Raw genomic sequence first — 23,556 nt, forward strand, 5'->3', positions numbered from 1 at the left:
ATGGAACCACAAACGGGTGTATCGTATTTACCGTGAACTGGAATTAAATTTACGAATTAAGCCGCGCAAGCGGTTAAAGCGGGGTAAGCCCGAGCCATTGGCTGTGCCAGAACGGCCCAATGACACATGGTCGATGGATTTCATGGCTGATCAACTCACCAATGGCAGATCTTTTCGAACTTTTAATGTGCTGGATGACTTCAACCGTGAAGGGTTGGGAATCGAGGTGGATGTATCGCTTCCATCAGAACGCGTTACGCGGGCTCTGGATCGGATTATTGAATGGCGCGGCAAACCCCAAAAGATTCGTTGTGATAACGGGCCCGAAAATATCAGTAGCACTCTTTGTTGTTGGGCAGAAATTCGAGGAATACAACTTGATTACATTCAGCCAGGAAAACCACAACAGAATGCTTATATAGAACGCTATAACAGAACTGTTCGGCATGAATGGCTGGAGATGAATGACTTTGCAACCATTGAAGAGGCGCAACTCACTGCGACACAGTGGTTGTGGATTTACAATAATGAACGTCCGAGCATGGCGCTTGGAGGTATAACGCCAGCCATGAAGTTGGCAGAAGCTTTTAAACTAAAACCCTCTACTGCAAACTCCTGTTAAATATGGGTGGATTACCCAATCTTCATTTCCTAGTTCCTTGTTCGTTTGATTAAGCAACTACTTTACACTTCGTATACCCCACCGTCTGCGACAGCAACACCTGCTGATCATGCGTCAACCCCAGTGCTTCGGCAATCGCCGCACGGTCGATCCAAGCACGTAGCACGGTTGCCAGGTTGTTGCTCGCCGCGAACAGATAAACGTTTTGCGCGATGGCGCCGGCTTCTACCGAGGCATACGACTCGCGTTGGCTGAATGGTACCCGGCTCAGGCGCGTGTAATCGGCGGCATAGACCAAATCCAGCGGCGCTTCGTCGACGAAATCCTGATAACCGGTGATGCGCCGCACATCGTTGGCAGCAACGAGCATTAGCGTATGGGTAACCGCATCGTAGCGGTATGCACCCGTAGGTAGTGCCACAAAAATATCGATTTCCTGCGCATTGAGCGCGGAAGGCGCGGTGCGGCCGCCATCTTCCCGGTTGATGCCGTACGCCGCCCACAGCAGGTTGGATAACAACGGCAAAGGCAACGCATCGGGGGCAAATTCACGTGACGAATGACGTTTGGCCAGTGCTTCCATCACTGGAATGCCCCCGTGTTTTTCCGGTGGCGGCAGAACTATCGCAGTTGCGGCATCCCCCACAGCCGGTTTTGGCCACAATTGTCCCATCATACCGAGTACGAATTTGCCAATGGTATGCATGCGTTATCTCCTTTCTCTACGCTATCGCCTTAAGCATACGCGCTTTCATCAACGGTTAAAACCAGGTTGATTTTTCATGCAGTTGATGCTGATAATAAACAACGCAGCAAGCGCAGCGCATATCCACTTTATCACCCATTGAACTGCCATCGTTGCCTGCGATGAGTTCACTGAGTAACGCGCCGCTGTGATTTTTATTACAGACTGATGAACCCGGCGTCGTCGCCAACAACAATGAAAACCAAGCCTGGTGGGAAGCCAATAACGCCACTTATATTGGCATCCGCGTGAATTAGTTCCATGCGCACTTAGTTGCATCGGTTAAAAAGCTTCTTTGCTCATCGATCTGTCGCAGTGTGAGCAAAGAAGCTTTCAGGCTAAAATTTCATAGTAAATGTTGATTCCGCTGCCAGAGACATGCGATGGGAAAAATAGCAAACACCCGTCATCACCGCGCCTTTGAAACAAAGCTTTGTGCAAGTCGAATGACACTTACTCTATTGAAAAAATAAGCAAATTACTTATAGGCACCATCTTTTTCTTGAACTACAATGGCATTTCCAATTTAGAGTTAGGAGAAATAAAATGAATGAAATACATGCTCTAACCTTAACAGCGAGTAAAAAATTCCAATCGGCAGCGGTGCTGGTTGTGGCGTTGTCCTCTATCGGCTGGGTAGCTCCGGCCGCTGCCGCCGGGATCAATTATGATAACGGCGGGCCTGATGGAAGCAGGGGCTGGTGGAGTGATTTTGATGGCGTAAATCAACAGATGGCGGATAACTTTGTTCTAATCGCCGGGAGCAGTACCCTCACAGGTGTGAACTGGAGTGGTTCGTATTATTCGACCAATTCACCGGCAGCCACGGATAACTTCCTGATCAGAATATTTGGTGATTTAGGCGGCGTTCCAGACATCAACCCAATCTATTCTTTCAGTGTCGGCAATGCCGTCAATCGCGTAGACAGCGGTATCGATGACGCGACCTTTAGTATCGACATCTACAATTATTCAGCCGCCATACCATCAACTACACTGGTTGCCGGAACGACGTACTGGTTATCAGTTGTCAACAACACCAGCGGTTTCACGGATGATTGGCTGTGGGAAAATTCAAACCCCGTAGGTAGCAGCGCTTTTCGTCTAGGTGATGGCAATAGTTGGAATGCCCACACCACAGAATTAGCGTTTCAAATAACAGCCGTCCCCGAACCTGAAACTTACGCTATGCTGCTGGCAGGTCTTGGGTTATTGGGTTTTGCCGCACGCCGCAGAAAATCGCACGTTTAAGTTCGCTTGCGGTACTTTAAAAAGCCTAGGCAGTGGATTTTCTGCCTAGGCATCTGATGATATTTCGATATCCAACCTGATGCCATAGCCCGGCTTTTTGCCATCCGCGTCAGCACTCTTCGTAATCATCGCATTGCATATCGTAGCCTGTCCGGACAATCCCTTTTCTTCAAGCTGATCAAGAAAATTGCGCGCGGGCTGGTGATCAAAGTAGCCGACGGTGTGATTGTTAATGTTGACACTGACAATATCGCTATCGTAGGGGTTGGTATTGTCTGGTATCAGGTGGGCTTTCAGGGCGTGTGATTGAGCGGTCGCAGCATTTTCAAAATCGATACCGTTTTCCTGCGCCAGTTGCTCAATCGCCTGCTGATACGGTTGCGTTGAGATGGTGCAGGCAAATCGGCCGAACTCCGGCCAGACATAAGTGCCTTGTACTGGTTTGGCACTTTTCCGCGCACCTTTTTCCGGTGCCCCCGAAGCAGCGATTTTATCGCGATTGACGTAGAGAATGATCGCGGAAATCAGCGTAACCGGCAGGATTAGCGACACACCGGCCCCGGCACCGGTGATTAATCCCAAAAACACCGACAACCCCAGAATCGAGGCGATGCTGATTCCCGGCTTTTGTTCGCCTGGATTACCTGAAGAATCAGGTTCCTGGTTCATCGCGTTATTGCTGCAAAGCCTGTTCGATCGCCGACACTACCGCCGGATCGGATGGCTTGGTATGCGGGGTGAATTGTGTGATCAGCTTGCCGTCGCGCCCGATCAGGTATTTCTGGAAATTCCAGGTTGGATAAGTACCCGATAATTCCGCCAATTGCACATAGAAAGGGTGGGCATGGCCTTTTTTCACCGGGGTTTTTTCGAACATCGGAAATTTGACGTCGTATGTGAGGCGGCAGAAATCCTGAATTTCCGTTTCGGTTCCGGGTTCCTGTCCCATGAAGTCGTTGGACGGGAAGCCCAATACAACCAGCCCTTTCTGCTCATAGGTTTCATGCAATTTCTCCAAGCCTTCATACTGCGGCGTATAACCGCATTTACTGGCGGTGTTGACAACGAGCAGCACTTTGCCGGAATAAGCTTCGCATAAATTCACCGTATCACTTCCGGCAAGCTTGCGGAAATTCTGATCCAACAGTGAACTGTTGCAGGCGGCATAAACGGGGTTCATCAAAAAAGTTGTGAGTAAAACGAGCAAAATACGCATGGCGATCTCCTCAATCATTGTGGGCTGCATCGAAACGGATAGCAAAGATTATTCTATCTTACTTCGCGCATTAGAAACTGACTTGAGTGCGGAAAGAAAAAACCGACAGATGATCGGTATGCGCCGCAGTACCTATGCCAGCATTTCCGCGCATGGCTTCGGTCAGGTAGTAGTTGAACATGAAGCGGGTATTCGGATACGGATACCAATTCAAACCCAGCGTAATGACTTGAACCTGGCATTTTGACGTGCCGCTGCGGCACGGATTGGCGCTGAGACTTTGACTGAAATTTTCCGCCAGATCATAGCGCCCGGCTAATTCCAGCGCGCCCCATTTGCCGCTTGGCTGCGGTTTGCCGAAAGCACCGCGGTCTTTTCTATACACGGCATGTTCCCCGGTAACAAACCAGCTTGCCTGCGCATAGAAAGCCTGAATCGTGGAATCCCGGTTACTTCCGCTGACTTGATGCGTGTTATCGAGCCGCGCGATGGCGTATTCGCCTTGCAGTGTGAACGGTCCGGCGGAATATGCCGCTTCTGCGGCAAAAGTCGACTGGCTATTGTGATTGGGCGCGCCCAAGCTGGCTCCGGCGGTTCCTAGCGATTGGCTGATGCCTTGGCGTCCGCCGTACACATCGACAATTCTGGCGGACAGCGAATCTTTATTGGCGGTATCCCGGCTGGCGGAAAGTCCGAGATGCAGAATATGGCCTTCTTGATAGACCGGCAGCCAAACCACACGTCCGCCATAACTGATGCCTTCCACAGGCAGGCCGAAATGCGACAGACTCATCACATCAATGCCGAAACCCAGATTATCCTTGACTAGCGCGCGGTAGCCGATGCCGGTTAAAAATTGCCGTCCGCTGTAGATTCCGGTGGATGACGTGGATGGGCGTTCCATGAAGGTAATTTCGTTGGAACTGGTGATTTCTTCCAGGCCCCGGTACGCTTTGAATTGCCCGACTGTGAGCTGGCCCGGCCCTAATTTGGCGGCTACCCAAGCTTCGCGCAGGCTATGCGGAAAAGCGGTAGTGGCATTGACTGCGAAATCATTCTCGAATTTAAAATTAATACCGTAAATTTTTCCGGTGATCGTCGCGTAGGTTCTGCGCCAATTGAATCCGTCGCGATCATTACCGCTCAATAGCTGACTGCCAAACGCGGGATAATCCGGATTTGCCTGATCCGGATACAACGAATGCACATCGAAATGGCCGCGACCATTCAGGCCGATTTCGAAATTACCGTCATCGGACTTGATCCTGGGGCCGCCCTTGTAGGTGAAGTTAACCGCATGGCATGACGCAATGCCAAAATGAGTCAGTACTACGATATTACAGAGCTTGATCGCGCTTTTCAGGCTTTGTTTACATGCCAGCACACCGCCCCCACCCTTGTATGAACGAAGTGCGTTCGATTATATCTCAACCCAAAACGAGTGCATGACATTGTCCATTGTCATTGGGTCTGGCGCTGCAACCGGATAAATCGATGCCTAATCGGTGCGCAAGGCATCCACCGGGTTCAATTTTGCTGCGCGCATCGCCGGTACCACGCCCGCAGCAAGACCAATCACCAGCGACAAACCGAGCGCACCGAACACAAAATTCCATGGAATACTCACCGGTAATCCGCTGATCAACAGTTTGAGCAACCCGGCGATACCCGATCCGATGAGTAGCCCCGCCAAACCGCCGATGGTCGACAACGCGGTCGACTCCAGCAAAAACAACAGACGGATGCGCCCGCGCGTAGCACCTAATGCGGTGAGCAGGCCGATTTCCGATACCCGTTCGGAAACCGCGATGTGCATCAGCGTGATCATGCCGACCGCGCCGACAATCAGCGAAATGCCGCCCAGCGCGGCGACCGCAAACTTCAACACACTGAGTACGGTGGATAACGTGCTGAGCATCTGCTGTTGCGGCTTGACGGTGAAATCCTCGCGCCCATGCCGCGTAACCAGAATACGATTAATGTCCTCGACCACGGCTTGCACTGGCGCATCCGGGTGATAGGAAAAATTGATTTCCATCACGCCTTGCCGGTTGAATACTTCCAAAGCCCGGGCCGTAGGCACAAAAACCGTATCGTCAAAATCAAAACCGAGCACATTGCCTTTCGACGCCATCACACCGATCACGCGAAAGCGCGTCCCGCCGACTTGCAGTAACGCACCCAACGGATTGGCATCGCCAAACAATTCATTGCGCACTTTAGCGCCGAGCACGGCGTACGCACGCGGGTTGCGCGGATCGTCATCGGGCAGAAATTGCCCGATAGCGACTTGCATGTTGAACGCCCGCGCAAAATCAGGTCCCTGTCCATACGCCGTGACGCGGCGGCTGCGACCTTGCGCGCGGATTTCCGCATTACCGGTCACACTGGCGTTGGTATATTGCGCGTAACGGCTTTGTCTCAATGCGATGGCATCGTCAATGGTCAGCAGCCGTGCGCTGCCGATCGCACCGAGCGAACCGCCGTGCGTATTGATTTTTCCCGGCGTAATCGTAACGATATTAGTGCCGAACTGCGTGAATTCCGCCAGCACGAAACGCTGCACACCGTCACCGATCGCAGTCAGCAAAACCACAGCGGCGATACCGATGGCAATTCCGGATGCCGATAAAATAGTACGTAGCCGATGCGCCGTTAACGACCGGAAAGCAAATTGGAAGGTGTCGACAATATTCATCGCTTGTCTAGCGTTTACTCAAAGCCTTCACGGCATCGAGCCGGGCCGCTTGGGTGGCGGGCCAAAGACAGGCCACGATACCGGTAATCAGCGCCACCAGGATTCCGGCTATCGAAGCCCAGGCTGGCGCCCAGGCAGGAAGCTGCGGATAAGCCAGGCGTAGCATCAAGCTGCCGAATTGCCCCAGCAGAAATCCGAAAATGGCACCGGCAAACGACAACCACACCGCTTCGGCGAAAAATAACCGGCGGATATCGCGGGATGTTGCGCCAATGGCTTTCAGCAAACCGATTTCCGCCGTGCGCTGATTGACCGCCACCAGCATCACGTTCATGACCAGAATACCGGCAACAATCAAACTGATCGCGGCAATTCCGGCAACTGCCAGCGTCATGGTGTGAAGAATGCGGTCAAAGGTCGCGAGGATAGCATCCTGCGTAATGACGGTAATATCTTCTTCGCCGTCGTGACTTTGCTTCAGGGTTGCCAATATGGCCTGCTTAGCCGATTCAATGTCGCTGTGGCTTTTGGCTTCGATCAGGATACGAAATAGCGATGTGGTATTGAACATGGCTTGCGCATAGTCAATCGGAATGATGACGATCTCATCGGTATTAAACCCCATCGATTCCCCTTGCGCCGCCAAGACGCCGGACACCATGAACCGGCTATCGCCCAAGCGCACGCGCTGGCCGATGGCCTGGCTGCGAGGAAAGAATTCATTGGCTATTTTTGCGCCCAATACGATTTGCGCATTACGCTCTGTGCCGTGCGCCAGAAACCCTCCCTGCGCCAGTTTCATGTGCCGGATCGGTATCAAGTCGGCATTGCTGCCCAGCACGGTAACTTCGCGCAGGCGATTGGCACCGGATAATTCCGCAGCGCCAACATTGAGCGGCGCATAGCGCCGCACTTGCGGCAACCGGCCCAGCAGTTGCGCATCTTTCAACGTCAGATCGCGCGGCGTTTGGCCGAGCACGGCGCCGAGAAATGAGCCGGAAGTTTCCGCGCGCCCCGGTAATACAACCAGCAAATTGGTACCGATGGAAGAAAACTGGTTGATGACATATTGCCGCGCACCGTCGCCTAGCGCCGTCAACACCACGACCGCAGCCACACCCAACGCCATCGCCAGGATAATCAACAACGAACGGACGCGGTAACTCACCACCGTTTTAAACGACGTCTGTAAGGTATCAACCAGCGTCATTGGCTTGATCCGTGAGTATTTTCCCATCACGCATCGCGATCTGGCGGTGTGCGCGCGCACCCAGCTCGCGGTCGTGCGTGACGACAATCAATGTGGTTCCGCCATGATGCAGATTTTCCAGTAGCGCCATCACCTCAGCGCCGATCTGATGATCCAGATTTCCCGTCGGTTCATCGGCCAGAATGACGCTGGGCCGCATGATCGTCGCGCGTGCAATCGCTACACGCTGGCGTTGTCCGCCGGAAAGCTCGGCGGGACGATGACTGGCACGCTGTTTCAGCTCAAAGGCTTGCAACGCCTCATTGACACGGATTTGCCGTTGTTCCGGCGGGATGCCGCTCAAGACCAGCGGCAGTTCGATATTTTCCGCCGCGGTCAGGCGCGGAATCAGATGGAACGATTGAAAAACAAAACCGATTTTTTCCCGGCGGATTTGCGCTTGCTCCGTTTCCGGCAAATCGGTGATCAACCGGTCATCGAGTTCATAACGCCCGCTATCGGGCCGGTCCAGCAAGCCGATGATATTCAGCAGCGTAGATTTTCCCGAGCCGGAAGACCCCATAATCGAGACATACTCGCCGGAGGCGATGTGCAGATTAATGTCGCTTAACGCATTCACCACCTGATCACCCATGTGAAATGTGCGCGTAATCGCGCTCAGGTGAATCATGGATTCTTGGGTTGCACCGCAACACCGGCCTTGATTTTGTCTTGATCAAATGAGATCAGCACGCGGTCTCCCGCTTTAAGGCCGGTGCGGATTTCGGTGAAGCTCCAGTTGCTCAGGCCGGTTTCCAGCGTCTGTTCCGCCAGGCGATCATTGGTATCCACTAACCAGACTTTTTTATCTTGCCGGATTGCTTGCGTTGGAATGCGCAGCACATCGTCCTTGCGTTCCAGCACGACTTCGACATCGGCGCTATAACCCACCAGCAGCGTATCCGCCGAAACTTGCAGAAAATCCACTTCGATATCGACGGTACGCGCCTGTTTCTCGATTTCAGTCACATAAGGCGCAATGCGCCGGATTCTACCTGGGAAAATTTTGCCCGGCATCGCGTCCAGTGTAATACGTGCTTCTTGCCCAACTTTGATTTTGGGCGCATCGACTTCGTCCATCGGCGCCGTGACGTACAAACAACTGTCGTCGATCAGATCGATCGTCGGCGGCGTGGGAATGCCCGGAGGCGACGGCGTGGTGAATTCGCCCAGCTCACCGGAAATTTTACCAATCACCCCGGAGAAAGGCGCGACGATCACAGTCCGGTCAATTCCGGCTTGCGATACGCGAATCTGCGCCTCGGCGCGTTTGATATCGGTGCTGGCCGCTTCACAACTGGCCTGACGCGAGCGCGCATTGGCATTGGCATCGTCGGCACGTTGCGAGCTGACAAAACCTTGTTCTACTAATTGTTGCGTGCGGTTCGATTCGCGCCGGGCGTTTTCCGCCAGAATGCAGGTTTCGCGGCGCCGTTCCTGCGCCATCGTCAGCTGCCGCTGCGCCAGTTCGCGTTGGGCTTGCAAATCCTGATTCCAGAGTTCCAGCAACACCTGCCCCTTTTGTACATGATCGCCTTCCTTCACCCAGATTTTGGCGATCTGCCCGCCGGTAATCGGTGCCAGATCGGAACGCTGGCAGGATTTGACCGTGCCAGCGCGCGTGTTAACGATAGTGGCTTCGACACTGCCTGGTGCAATCGTGGCCAATTCCACCTCCAGTGGTTTGGGGCGGGTGTAATACCAACCGGCCAGTGCGATTGCACTAACCATAAGGGCAAAGCTGATTAATTTGAACGGTTTCTTGAGGGGCGGCATGATTGGGTGAATGAGGTCAGTACGATATCCGGTGATCGTGTGTTGTGTTTCGTTGCAAATATGCGTATTTTACACGTTCGTTAACGCATAAAGCCGTTTGCTGGCAATTCATCAAAAACCTTGCATAGACATTTTCGTATGATTGATATCTGGCGCAAAAAATTCATCTTATCCGATTCCGACCAACCCCGGAGCATGGAGGATATACGACCCACTGAGGCGGATTACGAAGCGCTTGATCCGAAAACATTTGCGGCGATAGAAACCGAAGCGCTGTTTCATACCATTGACCGCACAAAAACCGAAACCGGCCGCATGGCGCTGTACCGGTCGCTAGCCCGCCCGAATCAGGATGCGCAGGTCATACAGCAAAAACAGATCGCGCTGCGTGAAATCGAAACGAACCCTGAGCTTTATAGCGCTTTAGCGACCCTTACCGAGCAAGTCGTTTCCGGTGAACGGTCATTGAAGCATCTGCTGTACGGCGAGTTTTCCGGCGGTTTTGCAACCGATGAACCGAGCAGCCGCAGCGATAAGCTGGAATTCGGCGGCTACGGCTACCGGCAGTATCAAGACGGTACTCAATTTGCGGTCGATCTGGTTGAGAAAGCCGTCACATTACCACGCCCGCAGTCGGCATATTTACGCACGCTGCTCGATGCCATTCATGATTTTGGCCAATCGAGGACTTACGCGCTGATGAAAGGCCCGGTTTATTCGATGGGCGGGAAATTCAAAACTAAAAAAGAGAAATCCGGTTTTGATCTGTATTCGCGCTTCCAGCCTTCGCTATTTAAAATTATACCGATGCTGACTTTCCTCGCCGGCGGTTATGGCATCTTATTCTTCTTTGAAACCCTGATGCCGCAATTTGGCACGTCGTATATCAGTTACGGCATTCTAGCGCTGACTGCGCCGGTGCTTCCGATTATCCTGCTGGCAATGGGTGTTTCCGACCGCGACTCGATCATTTACCCGCTGCGCAAGCAATTCCGCGAAAGCCCGGATTTGGCCAAAGCGGTCGAAGCATTGGGATTACTCGATGAATTGCTGTCTTTCTACCGTTATGGACAATCATGTACCGGCGATAAAATCTTGCCGGAAATTATCGATGAGAAACAGCACCGTTTAACCGTCAGTCAGGCCAGGAATCCATTGCTGATCAAGGCAATACCGGACTATGTGCCGAACGATGTTCATCTCGATCTGGCAGGCCGGGTACTAATCATCACCGGCCCGAACAGCGGCGGCAAAACGGCATATTGCAAAACCATCGTGCAAATCCAGTTACTCGGGCAAATCGGTTGCTACATTCCCGCCACGCAAGGGCAACTGGTTCCGGCAGAGCATCTCTATTATCAAGTGCCCGATCCAGGCCAACTCAGCGCCGCGATGGGACGCTTCGGCCATGAGCTCCAGCGCACGCGCGAAATATTCTTCAATGCCACACCACGCAGCCTGGTGGTGCTGGATGAATTATCCGAAGGCACGACTTTCGAAGAAAAAATGACGATTTCGGAATATATCCTGAAGGGGTTCCATAAGCTCGGCGCAAGTACTTTGCTGGTCACGCACAATCATGAACTCTGTGAATTGCTGCAAAAAGACGGTGTCGGCCGGTATCTGCAAGTCGAATTCATGCCACAAGGCCCGACACACCGCCTGATCGCTGGCATCTCCAAAGTCAGTCATGCCGATCGAGTAGCCAGTGCGATTGGGTTCAGTCAGAAAGATGTGGAGGAACATTTAGAGCGGCAGAGCGTGACTCGAGAGAGATAAACCTGCCTTTGGATCTCGCGCTTATAAGCTATTTGGAAGCAATTAAGTCCGGATACACCGTTAAGATTTAATCGCTGAACTACATAAAGAAAAATGAATAAACCGGGAGAATGAAGAAACTATCTGAAACAATTTAGAAATTCGCTGATTCGAATTTCTACAACTAATGGCAAATTTCCCAGTCTATTCAAATTCGGAACTTGCTAATACATTTTGTCAGTTTGACAAAACGAGAAAATGCATTCTCGTGTTAATAACCTCTCGCTGACTCGTTCACGGAGGATTCCACGTGTTGGAAATGCTGCTTAGCATATGCAAATAAACTGAATCGATTCTTAATACCTAATTTGCTAAATATAGAGGTCAGGTGATTACGCAACGTGTGCTCACTCATGCACAATTTTGCCGCGATCTGCTTATTTTGTTCTCCGCCACTTCCATCTGAGAATGCTTTAAGGATCATGCACTCCTTGCGTGTCAGCATTGTGATTTTGTCCGAATCTGCATCAGCAGAGATTTTTCCACGTATGCGTGAATTTTGCAGAAGAATACGCCCTGTTGTTATGCGATCAAGCCATAATTCACCATCATAAATCTTTTCAATCGCGCGAAGTACCGTTTGCATCGATTCTTTTCTGTGCACTACTCCACGCGCGCCACTGAGTACTGCTCTGTCAATGATTTCTTTATCATGTGATTCAGTAAAAATTACCACTCGCGTATTTCCATCACTTGCAAAATCAGGAATATAATTTACGCAGTCTATGTCATCCAAGCAAGTGTTTAGAATAACAATATCCGGTTTTTTCTCCAAGATAAGGCGTTTAGCATCGGAAATATTCGTTGCAGTCCCAACAACTTCCATTTTGGGCTTTTCGCTATTAATCAGCTTTTCCAATCCCCAAAGTACAATTTGTTGATCATCGACTAATAAGACCCGGATAGGCTGAGCCGAAAGCTGCTTGATATGATCATTCGATTTATCAATACCATAGTATTGACAAAAACAAGATTCAAAATCCGCATGATGTCTGTTTGTACTGTTTTTATTGATATCGCAGCCCATGGAAGTAGCGATCGTCATGGTGCGTTGCACAATCAAATCACTCGCATAAGCTGTGAAATAAATACAAAGATTCGTGCTATCAGTTTGTAAATTTAATTGCTGCGCCAAGTAGATACCATCACAATCATTCAACTCCATGTCGGTTAGAATCAAATCAGGTTTGTCTTTTTTAACTCTAACTAAAGCTTCTTGACTTGAAGTGCAAACACCAATGATATTATATTCCCAATCATTCAGTATATTTTTCAATGTCTTGCCAGAGATATATTTATCTACAACAATCAGCACTCTAGTTTCATCAATTCTTCTGTGCGAGATTCTTGCGAGTATGTGCTCTGTTTTGTTGGTCATTTATCTTTACCTTTAAACAGTACTACTTTTAAATTCATTCTCAAATTTGCCATTCTTTGATTCACTCTATGAGTATCTGAAGAAGGGTTACTAAAAGACATTTCCATTAAAAACCATTCTTAATCGATGTACCACTTGGTTAACTATAAGCATTTATGCTTAGCAACACTGTCACAGAAACTGTTACGAATATTTCTTCTAGCTAATTAGAATATCCCGTAGTCTAAAATTTGCCGGTCGTTTGATTTCTTTATTGCTTAAATATCGACCAAGTTTTATTTCGGATTTAATTTGAAAAACTTTAAAAGATTTAATTCAGATAAACGGAGATCTCACGCATGAAGCAGTAACTATGATGCGTTATTTTGTGAAACATCCATACTGTTAAAACTATCACCGTAAAATATTAATCAAGGCTCTAGACTAGCAGAGAGATTAATAAAATCTGATGAGTTGCCATAGTTCACTGGCAAGCTCATCAGGATGCTTTTTCCAGCGCCATTCTGATTCTTTTAAATGCAGCTCAAAATTAACTGACACGCCGTTAAACTTTGCAAGCCGCCGCTTGGTAAAGCTCCAAAACGATTCGATGCCGTTAATATGGCAATGCCCTTCACGAGCAAACTCATTATCACCATGAGATACACGAAAATGCTTGGAGTATCCTACGTCTACCAAGCCATTATAACCACGCCAACCGTCACTATAAATGACACTTTCAATGGATACCTTACCCAATATCACCGCTTGTAAAGTCAAGCGTTTGCAATCCGGTACTATTTCGGTGTATACCCTGCCATCCCGCTCAAATACACCAAATACAGGTTGCTTTAATGTGCCACGGCCGCGCTTGAGTTTGCCGTGATAGCCACGATGCCGTTTCGCGCCAAAATAGCTTTCATCAACTTCCACTCTACCTAACAACTTATCTTTAAGGGCAGTCTGATGACGATATATTGCTTGCCTGAATAGACCATACCAGCGATTGATCGTGTTACGATTTTTGCCTAACAGCAGCGCTGCTTTACTGGCTGGTATATCAATGCTAAAGCACTGAATTATCTTTTTAACTCAATAGTTACTTAATTTACTATTTCTTAACATCTTTCTAGACTAACAGATTGTCTCTGCTAGTCTAGAGCCTAATCAATTATGACGTTGCTTTCTTTGTAGTATTTTTTGCAAGTGCAAATTGACAAATTCAGCAATCCAGCGATCACGGGTTGCTATACTTGAACCAGCTGTCTTGCTTAATTTAATTGTAAAAATAGTACGATCATAGCAAAAGCCATTTGACACGAATGTGGGAAAACGCACACAAAAATATATCTGATCGACTATTTATAAACTAACACTTTGAAGTTCATTCATTACAAAATCTTCAATCGATATGAGACTGTTAAGCTGGAATATTCAATGGGGGCGAGGAATAGATGGGCATGTCGATCTTGTGCGCATCAACCGCACAATCAACCAACTGGGGGATTTTGATGTTATTTGCTTGCAGGAAGTCGCGATCAATTTTCCCGGTTTACCGGGTAGCCGTAGTGAAAATCAGATTGCCCAGTTATCCGCACTTCTCCCGGACTATTCTGTCATCTATGGCATAGCAACCGATGTACCGGACAGTCGATGCGGACGCAATCAATTCGGCAATGCGATTTTTACTCGTTTACCAGTTGGTCAAGTTTGGCGGCATTTGCTGCCATGGCAAGCGGAGTTAGCCGTACCGAGCATGCAGCGAGTGCTAGTGGAAGCTGTTGTGGCTACCGATATCGGATCGCTGCGCATCATGACCACACATCTTGAGTACTATTCGCAACAGCAGCGCGAAATTCAAATCGACGCAATCCGGAACTTGCACCGCGATGCTTGCTCCATGTCGCAGCGAAAATTCCTGAAAGAAGAACAAGGCGGAACCTTCGAAGTTTTTCCCAGACCCGCGGAAGCATTATTATGTGGTGATTTCAACTTCCCGGCGACTGCGTCAGAACGCGCAAAAATTCTCGCACCCTTTGACGACAATAGCACACCGAGCTTTCACGATGCTTGGCCGGTTATATACCCCGGTACGCCGCATGCGCCAACTGTCGGAATCCATTCAACCGATTTTGTTGACCAGCCGGAGTGCTTTGATTTTGTTTTTATTACTGACGGATTGGTAAGCCGTCTCAGCAGCATTGGTATCGATACTGAGACGGATGCTTCGGATCATCAACCGTTATGGGTTGAATTCAAATGAGAGACTGGAGTGCTTGCCTTAGAAAATACGCGTGCCAAAACTTTCGAAATAATACTGACCAATTTCATCGCGGGAAAATTGATGATTCTGTCCGCCACGCTGGGCAATTTTCAGTGAACCCATCAGTGAGCCGAGCTGACCTGTTGTTTGCCAATCAAAATTATTCACGATGCCATACAACAATCCGGCGCGATACGCGTCGCCGCACCCGGTCGGATCGACAATTTCTTTCGGTTTTACACAGGGAATTTCATATTTTTTACCATCGGCGTAGATGATGGAGCCTTGCGCTCCCAGAGTGATGATTAACGCCTTGGCGTTGTTCGCCAGCGATTCCAGCTTGCGTCCCGTGCGGTCTTGCAGCATTTCCCCTTCGTAGTCGTTGACCGCGATGTAATCGGCTTTATCAATGAAACCGAGCAGTTCCTCCCCGTTATACATCGGCAATCCTTGTCCCGGATCAAAAACAAACGGAATACCCGCTTCATGAAATTCATGCGCGTGTTGCAGCATGCCGTCACGCCCGTCTGGCGCGATAATGCCCAGACGGATATCGCGCGACTCTTTCACTGAATTGAGATGGGAAAAATTCATCGCGCCCGGATGAAACGCCGTGATTTGATTATCTGCCAGATCCGTCGTGATAAACGCTTGCGCGGTAAAGGTATCGGCAACATGCTGCACATGTTCTTGGGTCAGATTCAATTGCTTAAATCGTGCCGCATACGGCGCATAGTCATCGCCGACAGTGGCCATCATTACCGGTTCACCACCCAACATCTTGAGGTTATAAGCGATATTACCGGCGCACCCGCCGAATTCACGGCGCATTTCCGGAACCAGAAAGGCGACATTTAATACGTGAATTTTCTCCGGCAGGATGTGATTCTTAAAATGATCCGGGAAGACCATAATATTATCGTAAGCGATAGAACCACAAATCAATGTGCGCATAGTTTAACTGCCAATATTAATTAATGATGAAAAACAACTATTAACGTTCTCAAGCACTGGGTTTCCATGCCAAATCCAGCTCACGCGCGGCTTTGACATCATCCAGTTTACGCACCGACATGGTATGCGGTGCGCCTTTGACCATATCCGGTTGCGACTCAATTTCGCTCAGGATTTCTTTCATCGATACAACGAAAGCATCCAGCGTTTCCTTGGATTCCGTCTCGGCCGGTTCAATCAGCAAACATTCCGGCACCAGTAACGGGAAATACGTTGTCGGCGCATGATAGCCCTTATCAAGCAAACGCTTAGCTAGATTCATCGCCGTTACACCGGTCTTATCCTTGATGTCTTTCATCGTAACAATAAATTCGTGACTGGCGCGGCGATTCGGATAAGCAATTTCAAAACCGGCTTTGCGCAATTCCGCCATCAAGTAATTCGCGTTTAGGGTAGCAAACTCGGAAATCCGATGCATACCTTGCATACCTAGCAAGCGAACATAAATATAAGCCCGCAGCAACACACCGGCATTCCCCATGTGGGCGGATAAACGGCCAATCGATTGCGGTTTATCTTTTTCGGCAACCCAACGATAGGTATCACCTTCCTTGGCTACGATCGGGATCGGCATGAAAGGCAACAGCCGCTCAGCCACACCGACCGGTGCAGAACCCGGTCCACCACCGCCATGCGGGGTTGAGAAAGTTTTGTGCAAATTGATGTGAATCACGTCGAAACCCATATCGCCCGGTTTCACTTTGCCCAGCACCGCATTCAGGTTAGCACCGTCGTAATACAACAACCCGCCCGCGGCATGAACCACGCGGCTCATTTCCGCCACATTCTTTTCAAATACACCCAGCGTAGAAGGGTTGGTCAGCATCAATCCCGCAGTTTGCGGGCCAACAGCTGCCTTCAGTGCATCCAGATCCACATTACCGTCTTTGTCGGTGGCGATTTCCACCACTTTAAAACCGCACATTACCGCAGTCGCCGGATTCGTGCCATGCGCCGCATCCGGTACAATAATCTCGGTACGGGCAAAATCGCCGCGCGACTCGTGATACGCACGAATCATCATCACGCCGATCAATTCACCTTGCGCGCCGGCCATCGGGGTCAAGCTGACACCCGCCATACCGGTGACCGATTTCAGAATTTCCTGCAATTCGTACATACAGGCAAGAAAGCCCTGGCCGGTGTCTTCCGGTGCCGATGGATGCCGGGATATGAATTGCGGCAGCATCGCCAATGAATTACACGCACGCGGATTGTATTTCATCGTGCAGGAACCCAACGGGTAAAACTCGGTATCGATCGAGAAATTCTTTTGTGACAAACGAGTGTAATGACGCACCGTATCCATTTCGGAAACTTCCGGCAAAAGCACTTTGGATTTACGCAGCAAATTCTGCGGAATCGCGGATTTGCTAGCCGGTGTCGCAGGTGACTGCGAATAATTGTGCCGTCCTTTGCGTGAGTGTTCAAATATCAGCATAATGTAAGATCAATCTCAGTTTATTTCTTCAAAGCAGCCAGAGCCGCATCGTAGTTGGGTTCATCGGCAATTTCCGGAACCAGTTCGGCGTGAATGATGGTATCCGACTCATCCAGCACGATCACCGCGCGCGCGGTGATGCCGCCAAACGCGCTGTCGGCGATGAAAACGCCATAATCTGTCATGAACTTCGCGCCACGCATGGTTGACAACGTAATCACCTTGTCCAATCCTTCGGCATCGCAGAAACGGCTCATCGCAAAAGGCAAATCAGCGGCGATAATCAACACCACGGTATTGTCCATATTGCTGGCTTGCTGATTAAACTTACGCGTGGAAATCGCACACACCGGAGTATCCAAGCTTGGCACGATGTTTAATACTTTCTTTTTACCGGCATAATTGGCCAGCGTGACATCTTGCAGATCACGATTGACTAAAGAAAAAGCAGGCGCTTTTTGTCCAACTTTGGGAAAAGTGCCTTCAAGTTTGATCGGCTTTCCTTTTAAAGTAACCATAGTTTTTTCCTCTCAAATGAATTTAAATAATGTTTTAACCAAGCGCATGTTTCAATGCGCCGGCATAATTTTGTAAGTCGGCTGCCGTTTTCGTTTCAGTCGCACAAACCAGCAAAGCGTTGCCTAATTCAGGATAATGCGCATGCAAATCAAATCCGCCCAGAATACCTTTCTGTTTCAGCTTGGCTAACACTTCAGCAGTCGGCTTTGGCAGAGTCAGTACGGTTTCGTGGAATGTCGGTCCGCTGAATGTTCTTTTCACGCCACCGGTTTTTTCCAATTGTTCAACCAGGTCCAGTGTATTGGCGTGCGACTGTGCGGCGATACGGCGCAATCCTTCAGGACCGGTCAACGCCATATAAATCGTGGCCGCGGTCACCATCAAACCTTGGTTGGTACAAATATTGGAGGTCGCTTTGGAGCGGCGGATATGCTGTTCACGTGCTTGCAAAGTCAGCACAAACCCTTCTTTACCATCCAAATCGGTAGTGCGGCCGATGATACGGCCCGGCATTTGGCGAACCAGCTCATTCTTGCACGCCATGAAACCAAAGTAAGGACCGCCGCTAGAGAGCGGGATACCCAATGGCTGGCCTTCGCCCACGGCAATATCGGCACCTTTGCTGCCCCATTCGCCGGGTGGCGTCAATAACGCCAGCGCGGTCGGATTGACGACGCCAATCGCAAATGCACCTTTGCTCTGCGCCCAATCAGTCAGGGCATCGACTTGTTCCAGCACACCGAAGAAATTCGGCTGTGGAATCACCAGTGCGGCAAAATCGCCAAAATCCGTTTTCGCCAGTGATGCCGGATCAACTTGACCGGTTTTGGTATCGAACGGCAGCTCCACTACTTCAATCTTTTGATTGCTGACAATCGCACGTACAACCTGACGGTAAACCGGATGCACGGTTTTCGGAATCAGGATACGGCGCGATGTTTTATGCGAACGCACCGCCATCAAAGCCGCTTCCGCCAGCGCCGTGGCACCATCGTACATACTCGCGTTGGAGACATCCATACCGGTCAGCGAAGCCATCATCGACTGATATTCATACAGCAACTGCAATGTGCCTTGACTGGCTTCCGCTTGATACGGCGTATACGAAGAATAAAATTCGCCGCGCGTGGTGATCTGCCATACAGCAGCCGGAATGTGGTGCTCATACGCACCAGCGCCGATGTAATTCTGGTAGAAACCATCCTGGTTCGCGCGTTCCATCATCAGACGCGTGATTTCCAGTTCGCTGAGGCCGGACGGAACACCGGTGAGCTCGCCGCTGACGAGTTCATCGGGAATTTCGTCAAACAGATCTTCAATTGACTTCGCGCCTATGCTGGCAAGCATCTCGGCAATATCTTCTTCGGTATGTGGAATAAACGGCATGATTTATCTTAAAAACTTAAAGTAATGGGAAATTAAAAAGCGAGAAACGCAACCAATCTTAGTGATCTTCGTTTTCCACTAATTCGGTGTAAGCCGCGGCATCCAGCAGTCCATCGATCTCGGCGGGATTGCTGGGTTTCATTTTAAACAGCCAGGAAGAAAATGCATCTTCGTTGATTTTTCCCGGCTCATCGACTAGCGGAGCATTCACCTCGGTCACTTCACCGGAAATCGGTGAATACACATCGGCAGCTGCTTTGACGGATTCCGCCACGGCACATTCTTCTTTTTGTTTGAGTTTGCGTCCGACATCCGGCAATTCGATAAACACCATATCGCCGAGCAATTCCTGCGCATGATGGGTAATCCCAACAGTTACCGTGCCGTCGGCTTCAGATCTCACCCACTCGTGGGATTTACTATATTTCAAATTGGTTGGAATACTCATTTTTTCACTCCAGATAAAAGTAATATTTTTGTTACAGTTTTTATTAAATCAGCACTTTTCCGTTACGCACGAACGGGTATTTTACCACCTTGGCACGCAGTTTCTTATCACGCACGATGACATCGACTTCGTCGCCGACGGCTATTTGCACCGGGACACGCGCCAAGGCAATCGATTGATTCATCGTTGGTGAAAAACCGCCGCTGGTGATTTCGCCCTTGTATTCGGCACCGTCTTTTTGACCAACCACTTCCTGGTGGCTACGCAATACGCCACGATCAATCAGTACCAATCCGACCAATTGGTGCGTCACAGCAGTATCCAGCAATGCCTGCTTACCAATGAAATCGCGCTCGCTTTTCAGATCAACCGTCCAGGCCAGACCGGATTCCAACGGATGCTTGGTTTCGTCCATATCCTGACCGTATAAATTCATCCCCGCTTCAAGCCGCAATGTATCGCGCGCGCCCAGTCCGGCAGGAGCAACACCAGCGGCATGCAATGCTTTCCAGAACACCGACGCATCGGCGGCAGGCAGAATGATCTCAAAACCATCTTCACCGGTATAGCCGGTACGTGCAATGAAATATTGTCCCACGACGGCGGATTGAAACTGCTTCAATTCCTCCGTCACCGCTTGCGAACCGGGGATCACTTGCCAGACTTTGGCACGGGCATTGGGGCCTTGAACCGCCACCATGGCCATATCGCGCCGCGGAGTAATTTCCAAATGAGGCGCCAGCGCATCACGTTGTTTGAGCATCCAAGCTACATCTTTGTCAGCCGTGCCCGCGTTGACCACAATGCGGAACCAAGTTTCAGATAAAAAGTAAATGATCAGATCATCGATAATGCCGGCCTGTGGGGTCAGCATACAGGAATACAGCGCTTTACCCGGAACGGTCAGTTTATCGACGTTATTAGCGACCAATTGACGCAGAAAGCCACGCACATTATCGCCTTTGATATCGACCGGCAGCATGTGAGAAACATCGAACATGCCCGCATCCTGGCGCACTTTATGGTGTTCATCCAACTGCGAGCCGTAATGCAGCGGCATATCCCAGCCGCCAAAATCCACCATTTTGGCGTTCATATCGCGGTGGGTTTGATTCAGGGGTGTCATTTTCAGCACGGTTTTTCTCCCAAAAATATAGAGCCATTCAAAGTGAATGACTTCGTGCCCCTCTGTCCTTTTTACCTGAGAGATTGACAGAATTGAATCCGCATGCCCCTTCGGTGGCCGGAACCAGTTCCGGCACTCTCCAGATCGCCTGTCGCAAGCAGTTCTCAAGGAACAAACGGGGTTTGACCCTGCCTGAGCGATTCCGGGGAGGTTACGCCTTCGGCGGCGCTAATGACTAGCGCACTCTTCTGCTTGGATTGATTTGGCAAAGTGCGAACTATACCTGACGAACAAGGGTTTATACAAGCGATTGCAGTGAATTTTGCTGATCGCAAGTTATCGCACATCAGTGGCTGTGACTACGCTTGGAATGGAAATAACTGCCTGAAAAATACCAGTCAGGTAACTGGATGAAAAACATCGAACCGGATTCAATTAATTGGAATCTTTTTGCTCGACTGCATCAATCCAGGATTGAACCAAAGCTATTTTGTCTTTTGCATCTAGCTGCTGAAATAGCGCCAAAGATTGTTTCCAGTATTTGAGCGCGCGATCCAGATCACCACGCGTTCGGTAGACGTTTCCCAGGTTGCAGTATTGAGTAGCCATACCTTCCTTGCGCCCCAGTTCTTCGTTGATCGCCAGCGCTTTCTCATAATATTCGACGGTATGGGTCAACTCGCCACGGATCCAGTAGACATTCCCCAAGTTGCCGTAAGTGCTGGCCATGCCTTCTTTGTAACCCAGTTCTTGGCTGATCGCTAGCGTTTTCTCAAAAAATTCGATGGCACGGTCGAAATTGCCGCGGATTTCATAGACGATCCCTAGGTTGCCGTAGGCAACGGCCATACCTTCCTTGTTCCCCAGCTCCTGGTTGATCCTCAGTGATTTTTCATAATACTCGATGGCGCGATCCAGATCGCCGCGGATCTGGTAGACGTTTCCCAGGTTGCCATAGGCGCTAGCCATGCTTTCCTTGTTCCCAAGCTCCTGGTTGATACTCAGCGCTTTTTCATAATAACCGATGGCGCGGTCCAGTTCACCGCGGATCCGATAGACAATTCCCAAGTTGCCATACTGATTGGCCATACCTTGCTTGCGTCCCAGTTCCTGGTTGATCGCCAGTGCTTTTTCATAATACTCGACGGCACGGATCAACTTGCCATGGATCCGGTCGACGTTCCCCAAGTTGCCATAAGTACTGGCCATACCCTCCTTGCACCCCAGTCTCTGGTTGATCTCCAGTGCTTTTTCATGATATTCGACGGCTCGATCCAGATCACCGCGGGTCTGGTAAACGTTTCCCAGGTTGCCGTAGGCAACAGCTTCACCTGCGCGGTTAAGTTGCAGCAAGGACAATTTTTGCACAGTCGCATAAGCGTTTTCGGCATTGCCAAGCTCACCGATTCTTCGATAAAGATGACCGAGGTTATTCCAGCCATCCCAATTGTCTGGATCGAGTTCGGTGCTGCGCTTATAGGCATTAAAGGCTTTTTGCGTGTCGTGCAGATAAGCAAGAGAGCCTAAATGTCGCAGTGCTTCGGCTTCCTTAATATTTGCTTCTTTACCTGCCTGCCTTGCTTCCTCGGCCACACTGGCAAAAATGGCTTCCGCCTGAGTGGTATCACCTTGAGCCAGCCGATCGAATGCTTGCTGAATATTGCACTTCGGGGCATTTTGTTGGGTCAGTGCTTGGATCGTTTCCTGCAATGATTTGATGACCTGCGCATCTTTCTCACCTTTCTCGGTAGCCAGTTTCTCGGCCAGTTTCATCGCATCCTCTACGCTGTATCCATAGTGATTATGCGTATCACCAAACTGTTGATTAACCGCCGCATGACCATTTGCCGTAACGGGTGCGATAATTTGCTTACCGGAATTTGGTGAATTCTGATCCTGGATTCCTGCCGATGAATTGCTGTCTTGTTTTTTCTTCCAAACCCATACAGCCCATATTCCACTGGCTATTAGGCCAATGGAAGCAATGGCGTTTTTATGCTGATCCAACCATTCGATGATTTGAGCAATATCCATTGATCAAAAGTGAAACGAGTTTTTCACAATGAAACTGTTACAACAATTACAGCAATCACGGGAACGGTTCACCGTCCCACCCCGTTTCACTTCCCTTAACCACCACTGACGTGCTCGAATCCGACGCTTTCAGCAGCACCGAATGATTCGCATCGACGGTCAGCATCATGCCGTGGTTGATCATGACGCTGGCGGGTTGCGGTAGCTGGCAGTTTCGTTCGCTTTGCAAATCTTCGGAAACATTGCAGACGGCGTCGTACAGTTGCCGAACCATCGCGATTTCGCTATCGGGAATCGTTGCATCGCGCGATGATGGGCTTTTGTTGCGGCCGCCGGTCAAACTTCGGAAATAACCCAGTTCGCGCGAAGTTGCAGTATCGTCGATTTCGACACGGTAGACAGTACTGCGACCGTTGGACGCGGGTTCGCTTTTGGTATACAGCGAAGAATTGACTTGGGTATAACCTTGCACTTGTAAAATGTCAGAAATCTTTTCCGCAGGCGTGGCAAGCGAAACACCGGCAATTTCAATCGCCGTCAGCGGATGTTTTTGCGAGCCTGTGGCAAATGCAAGGCCTTGTGTTGCCATCAGG

23 protein-coding genes and 1 riboswitch are annotated in these 23,556 nt (G+C 49.9%); of the genes, 4 read left to right on the top strand and 19 right to left on the bottom strand.

Annotated features, from left to right (window positions below; genetic code table 11):
- Positions 1 to 622 (top strand): IS3 family transposase (locus tag DU481_RS02010; protein ID WP_350131926.1); only part of this gene is annotated, 622 nt, incomplete at its 5' end.
- A 49-nt stretch (positions 623 to 671) separates the two neighbouring features.
- Here the strand turns inward: DU481_RS02010 and DU481_RS02015 are convergent.
- The gene (locus DU481_RS02015) at positions 672 to 1,328 is read right to left on the bottom strand and encodes a SagB/ThcOx family dehydrogenase (RefSeq protein WP_350131929.1); all 657 of its coding nucleotides are present in this window, start codon (positions 1,326 to 1,328) and stop codon (positions 672 to 674) included.
- Between the two features lie 55 nt (positions 1,329 to 1,383).
- On the bottom strand, positions 1,384 to 1,599 hold the full coding sequence (locus DU481_RS02020; protein WP_350131932.1) for a hypothetical protein: 216 nt from the start codon (positions 1,597 to 1,599) through the stop codon (positions 1,384 to 1,386).
- A gap of 314 nt (positions 1,600 to 1,913) precedes the next feature.
- On the opposite strand from DU481_RS02020, the gene DU481_RS02025 reads away from it, so the two are divergent.
- Positions 1,914 to 2,618: an FxDxF family PEP-CTERM protein gene (locus tag DU481_RS02025; protein ID WP_350131935.1), complete on the top strand. Its 705-nt coding sequence runs from the start codon at positions 1,914 to 1,916 to the stop codon at positions 2,616 to 2,618.
- 45 nt (positions 2,619 to 2,663) lie between these two features.
- On the opposite strand, the gene DU481_RS02030 is transcribed toward DU481_RS02025, so the two are convergent.
- The 7 genes from DU481_RS02030 to DU481_RS02060 all read right to left on the bottom strand — a co-directional run bounded on the left by DU481_RS02030 (position 2,664) and on the right by DU481_RS02060 (position 9,557).
- The gene (locus DU481_RS02030; RefSeq protein WP_350131938.1) at positions 2,664 to 3,287 is read right to left on the bottom strand and encodes a hypothetical protein; all 624 of its coding nucleotides are present in this window, start codon (positions 3,285 to 3,287) and stop codon (positions 2,664 to 2,666) included.
- A gap of 4 nt (positions 3,288 to 3,291) precedes the next feature.
- Positions 3,292 to 3,852 carry a glutathione peroxidase gene (locus tag DU481_RS02035; protein ID WP_350131940.1) on the bottom strand — a complete coding sequence of 187 codons (561 nt, stop codon included), beginning with the start codon at positions 3,850 to 3,852 and terminating at the stop codon, positions 3,292 to 3,294.
- Positions 3,853 to 3,904: 52 nt separating this feature from the next.
- Complete coding sequence (locus DU481_RS02040) at positions 3,905 to 5,218, bottom strand: OprO/OprP family phosphate-selective porin (RefSeq protein ID WP_350131943.1); 1,314 nt, start codon at positions 5,216 to 5,218, stop codon at positions 3,905 to 3,907.
- A gap of 114 nt (positions 5,219 to 5,332) precedes the next feature.
- Positions 5,333 to 6,532, bottom strand: a complete 1,200-nt coding sequence (locus tag DU481_RS02045) for an ABC transporter permease (protein ID WP_350131946.1) — start codon at positions 6,530 to 6,532, stop codon at positions 5,333 to 5,335.
- Positions 6,533 to 6,539: 7 nt separating this feature from the next.
- Positions 6,540 to 7,742 carry an ABC transporter permease gene (locus tag DU481_RS02050; protein WP_350131948.1) on the bottom strand — a complete coding sequence of 401 codons (1,203 nt, stop codon included), beginning with the start codon at positions 7,740 to 7,742 and terminating at the stop codon, positions 6,540 to 6,542.
- Positions 7,729 to 8,412 carry an ABC transporter ATP-binding protein gene (locus tag DU481_RS02055; RefSeq protein ID WP_350131951.1) on the bottom strand — a complete coding sequence of 228 codons (684 nt, stop codon included), beginning with the start codon at positions 8,410 to 8,412 and terminating at the stop codon, positions 7,729 to 7,731. The genes DU481_RS02050 and DU481_RS02055 overlap by 14 nt, the downstream gene beginning before the upstream one ends.
- Positions 8,409 to 9,557, bottom strand: a complete 1,149-nt coding sequence (locus tag DU481_RS02060; RefSeq protein WP_350131954.1) for an efflux RND transporter periplasmic adaptor subunit — start codon at positions 9,555 to 9,557, stop codon at positions 8,409 to 8,411. Before DU481_RS02060 ends, DU481_RS02055 begins: the two co-directional genes overlap by 4 nt.
- 195 nt (positions 9,558 to 9,752) lie before the next feature.
- Between DU481_RS02060 and DU481_RS02065 the strand changes: the two genes are divergently transcribed.
- Positions 9,753 to 11,336, top strand: a complete 1,584-nt coding sequence (locus DU481_RS02065) for a MutS-related protein (RefSeq protein ID WP_350131957.1) — start codon at positions 9,753 to 9,755, stop codon at positions 11,334 to 11,336.
- 250 nt (positions 11,337 to 11,586) lie between these two features.
- Here DU481_RS02065 and DU481_RS02070 read toward each other — a convergent pair whose 3' ends face one another.
- Positions 11,587 to 12,753, bottom strand: coding sequence for a response regulator (locus DU481_RS02070; RefSeq protein ID WP_350131960.1), 1,167 nt, complete (start codon positions 12,751 to 12,753; stop codon positions 11,587 to 11,589).
- A 435-nt stretch (positions 12,754 to 13,188) separates the two neighbouring features.
- Positions 13,189 to 13,815, bottom strand: coding sequence for an IS1595 family transposase (locus tag DU481_RS02075; protein ID WP_350132194.1), 627 nt, complete (start codon positions 13,813 to 13,815; stop codon positions 13,189 to 13,191).
- Between the two features lie 328 nt (positions 13,816 to 14,143).
- Between DU481_RS02075 and DU481_RS02080 the strand changes: the two genes are divergently transcribed.
- Positions 14,144 to 14,995: an endonuclease/exonuclease/phosphatase family protein gene (locus DU481_RS02080; protein ID WP_350131963.1), complete on the top strand. Its 852-nt coding sequence runs from the start codon at positions 14,144 to 14,146 to the stop codon at positions 14,993 to 14,995.
- A gap of 18 nt (positions 14,996 to 15,013) precedes the next feature.
- On the opposite strand, the gene DU481_RS02085 is transcribed toward DU481_RS02080, so the two are convergent.
- The 8 genes from DU481_RS02085 to DU481_RS02120 form a co-directional block, all read right to left on the bottom strand.
- Positions 15,014 to 15,949 carry a carbohydrate kinase family protein gene (locus DU481_RS02085; RefSeq protein ID WP_121165421.1) on the bottom strand — a complete coding sequence of 312 codons (936 nt, stop codon included), beginning with the start codon at positions 15,947 to 15,949 and terminating at the stop codon, positions 15,014 to 15,016.
- Positions 15,950 to 15,998: 49 nt separating this feature from the next.
- The gene (gcvPB, locus tag DU481_RS02090; RefSeq protein ID WP_090320628.1) at positions 15,999 to 17,450 is read right to left on the bottom strand and encodes an aminomethyl-transferring glycine dehydrogenase subunit GcvPB; all 1,452 of its coding nucleotides are present in this window, start codon (positions 17,448 to 17,450) and stop codon (positions 15,999 to 16,001) included.
- Positions 17,451 to 17,470: 20 nt separating this feature from the next.
- A complete protein-coding gene (tpx, locus tag DU481_RS02095; protein ID WP_090320631.1) occupies positions 17,471 to 17,968 on the bottom strand; it encodes a thiol peroxidase in 498 nt (165 codons plus the stop codon).
- Between the two features lie 34 nt (positions 17,969 to 18,002).
- Positions 18,003 to 19,355, bottom strand: a complete 1,353-nt coding sequence (gcvPA, locus tag DU481_RS02100; RefSeq protein WP_350131967.1) for an aminomethyl-transferring glycine dehydrogenase subunit GcvPA — start codon at positions 19,353 to 19,355, stop codon at positions 18,003 to 18,005.
- A gap of 58 nt (positions 19,356 to 19,413) precedes the next feature.
- The gene (gcvH, locus tag DU481_RS02105) at positions 19,414 to 19,803 is read right to left on the bottom strand and encodes a glycine cleavage system protein GcvH (RefSeq protein WP_350131969.1); all 390 of its coding nucleotides are present in this window, start codon (positions 19,801 to 19,803) and stop codon (positions 19,414 to 19,416) included.
- A 43-nt stretch (positions 19,804 to 19,846) separates the two neighbouring features.
- Positions 19,847 to 20,938: a glycine cleavage system aminomethyltransferase GcvT gene (gcvT, locus tag DU481_RS02110; protein WP_350131972.1), complete on the bottom strand. Its 1,092-nt coding sequence runs from the start codon at positions 20,936 to 20,938 to the stop codon at positions 19,847 to 19,849.
- A 43-nt stretch (positions 20,939 to 20,981) separates the two neighbouring features.
- A riboswitch (glycine riboswitch) is annotated at positions 20,982 to 21,082 on the bottom strand.
- Between the two features lie 282 nt (positions 21,083 to 21,364).
- Positions 21,365 to 22,963: a tetratricopeptide repeat protein gene (locus tag DU481_RS02115; RefSeq protein ID WP_350131975.1), complete on the bottom strand. Its 1,599-nt coding sequence runs from the start codon at positions 22,961 to 22,963 to the stop codon at positions 21,365 to 21,367.
- Between the two features lie 55 nt (positions 22,964 to 23,018).
- On the bottom strand, positions 23,019 to 23,552 hold the full coding sequence (locus DU481_RS02120) for a hypothetical protein (protein ID WP_350131978.1): 534 nt from the start codon (positions 23,550 to 23,552) through the stop codon (positions 23,019 to 23,021).
- Positions 23,553 to 23,556: the final 4 nt, after the last annotated feature.

The organism is Nitrosomonas sp., assembly GCF_040240425.1.
Lineage (GTDB): Bacteria > Pseudomonadota > Gammaproteobacteria > Burkholderiales > Nitrosomonadaceae > Nitrosomonas.

Excerpts from the sequence above, each read along its gene's own strand:
- gcvPA (WP_350131967.1), bottom strand. The coding sequence starts at position 19,355 with ATGCCGTTTATTCCACATACCGAAGAAGATATTGCCGAGATGCTTGCC.
- DU481_RS02050 (WP_350131948.1), bottom strand. The coding sequence starts at position 7,742 with ATGACGCTGGTTGATACCTTACAGACGTCGTTTAAAACGGTGGTGAGT.
- DU481_RS02045 (WP_350131946.1), bottom strand. The coding sequence starts at position 6,532 with ATGAATATTGTCGACACCTTCCAATTTGCTTTCCGGTCGTTAACGGCG.
- tpx (WP_090320631.1), bottom strand. The coding sequence starts at position 17,968 with ATGGTTACTTTAAAAGGAAAGCCGATCAAACTTGAAGGCACTTTTCCC.
- DU481_RS02085 (WP_121165421.1), bottom strand. The coding sequence starts at position 15,949 with ATGCGCACATTGATTTGTGGTTCTATCGCTTACGATAATATTATGGTC.
- gcvPB (WP_090320628.1), bottom strand. The coding sequence starts at position 17,450 with ATGCTGATATTTGAACACTCACGCAAAGGACGGCACAATTATTCGCAG.
- DU481_RS02080 (WP_350131963.1), top strand. The coding sequence starts at position 14,144 with ATGAGACTGTTAAGCTGGAATATTCAATGGGGGCGAGGAATAGATGGG.
- DU481_RS02115 (WP_350131975.1), bottom strand. The coding sequence starts at position 22,963 with ATGGATATTGCTCAAATCATCGAATGGTTGGATCAGCATAAAAACGCC.
- DU481_RS02035 (WP_350131940.1), bottom strand. The coding sequence starts at position 3,852 with ATGATTGAGGAGATCGCCATGCGTATTTTGCTCGTTTTACTCACAACT.
- DU481_RS02015 (WP_350131929.1), bottom strand. The coding sequence starts at position 1,328 with ATGCATACCATTGGCAAATTCGTACTCGGTATGATGGGACAATTGTGG.
- DU481_RS02070 (WP_350131960.1), bottom strand. The coding sequence starts at position 12,753 with ATGACCAACAAAACAGAGCACATACTCGCAAGAATCTCGCACAGAAGA.
- DU481_RS02120 (WP_350131978.1), bottom strand. The coding sequence starts at position 23,552 with ATGGCAACACAAGGCCTTGCATTTGCCACAGGCTCGCAAAAACATCCG.
- DU481_RS02055 (WP_350131951.1), bottom strand. The coding sequence starts at position 8,412 with ATGATTCACCTGAGCGCGATTACGCGCACATTTCACATGGGTGATCAG.
- DU481_RS02025 (WP_350131935.1), top strand. The coding sequence starts at position 1,914 with ATGAATGAAATACATGCTCTAACCTTAACAGCGAGTAAAAAATTCCAA.
- DU481_RS02030 (WP_350131938.1), bottom strand. The coding sequence starts at position 3,287 with ATGAACCAGGAACCTGATTCTTCAGGTAATCCAGGCGAACAAAAGCCG.
- DU481_RS02060 (WP_350131954.1), bottom strand. The coding sequence starts at position 9,557 with ATGCCGCCCCTCAAGAAACCGTTCAAATTAATCAGCTTTGCCCTTATG.
- DU481_RS02065 (WP_350131957.1), top strand. The coding sequence starts at position 9,753 with ATGGAGGATATACGACCCACTGAGGCGGATTACGAAGCGCTTGATCCG.
- gcvH (WP_350131969.1), bottom strand. The coding sequence starts at position 19,803 with ATGAGTATTCCAACCAATTTGAAATATAGTAAATCCCACGAGTGGGTG.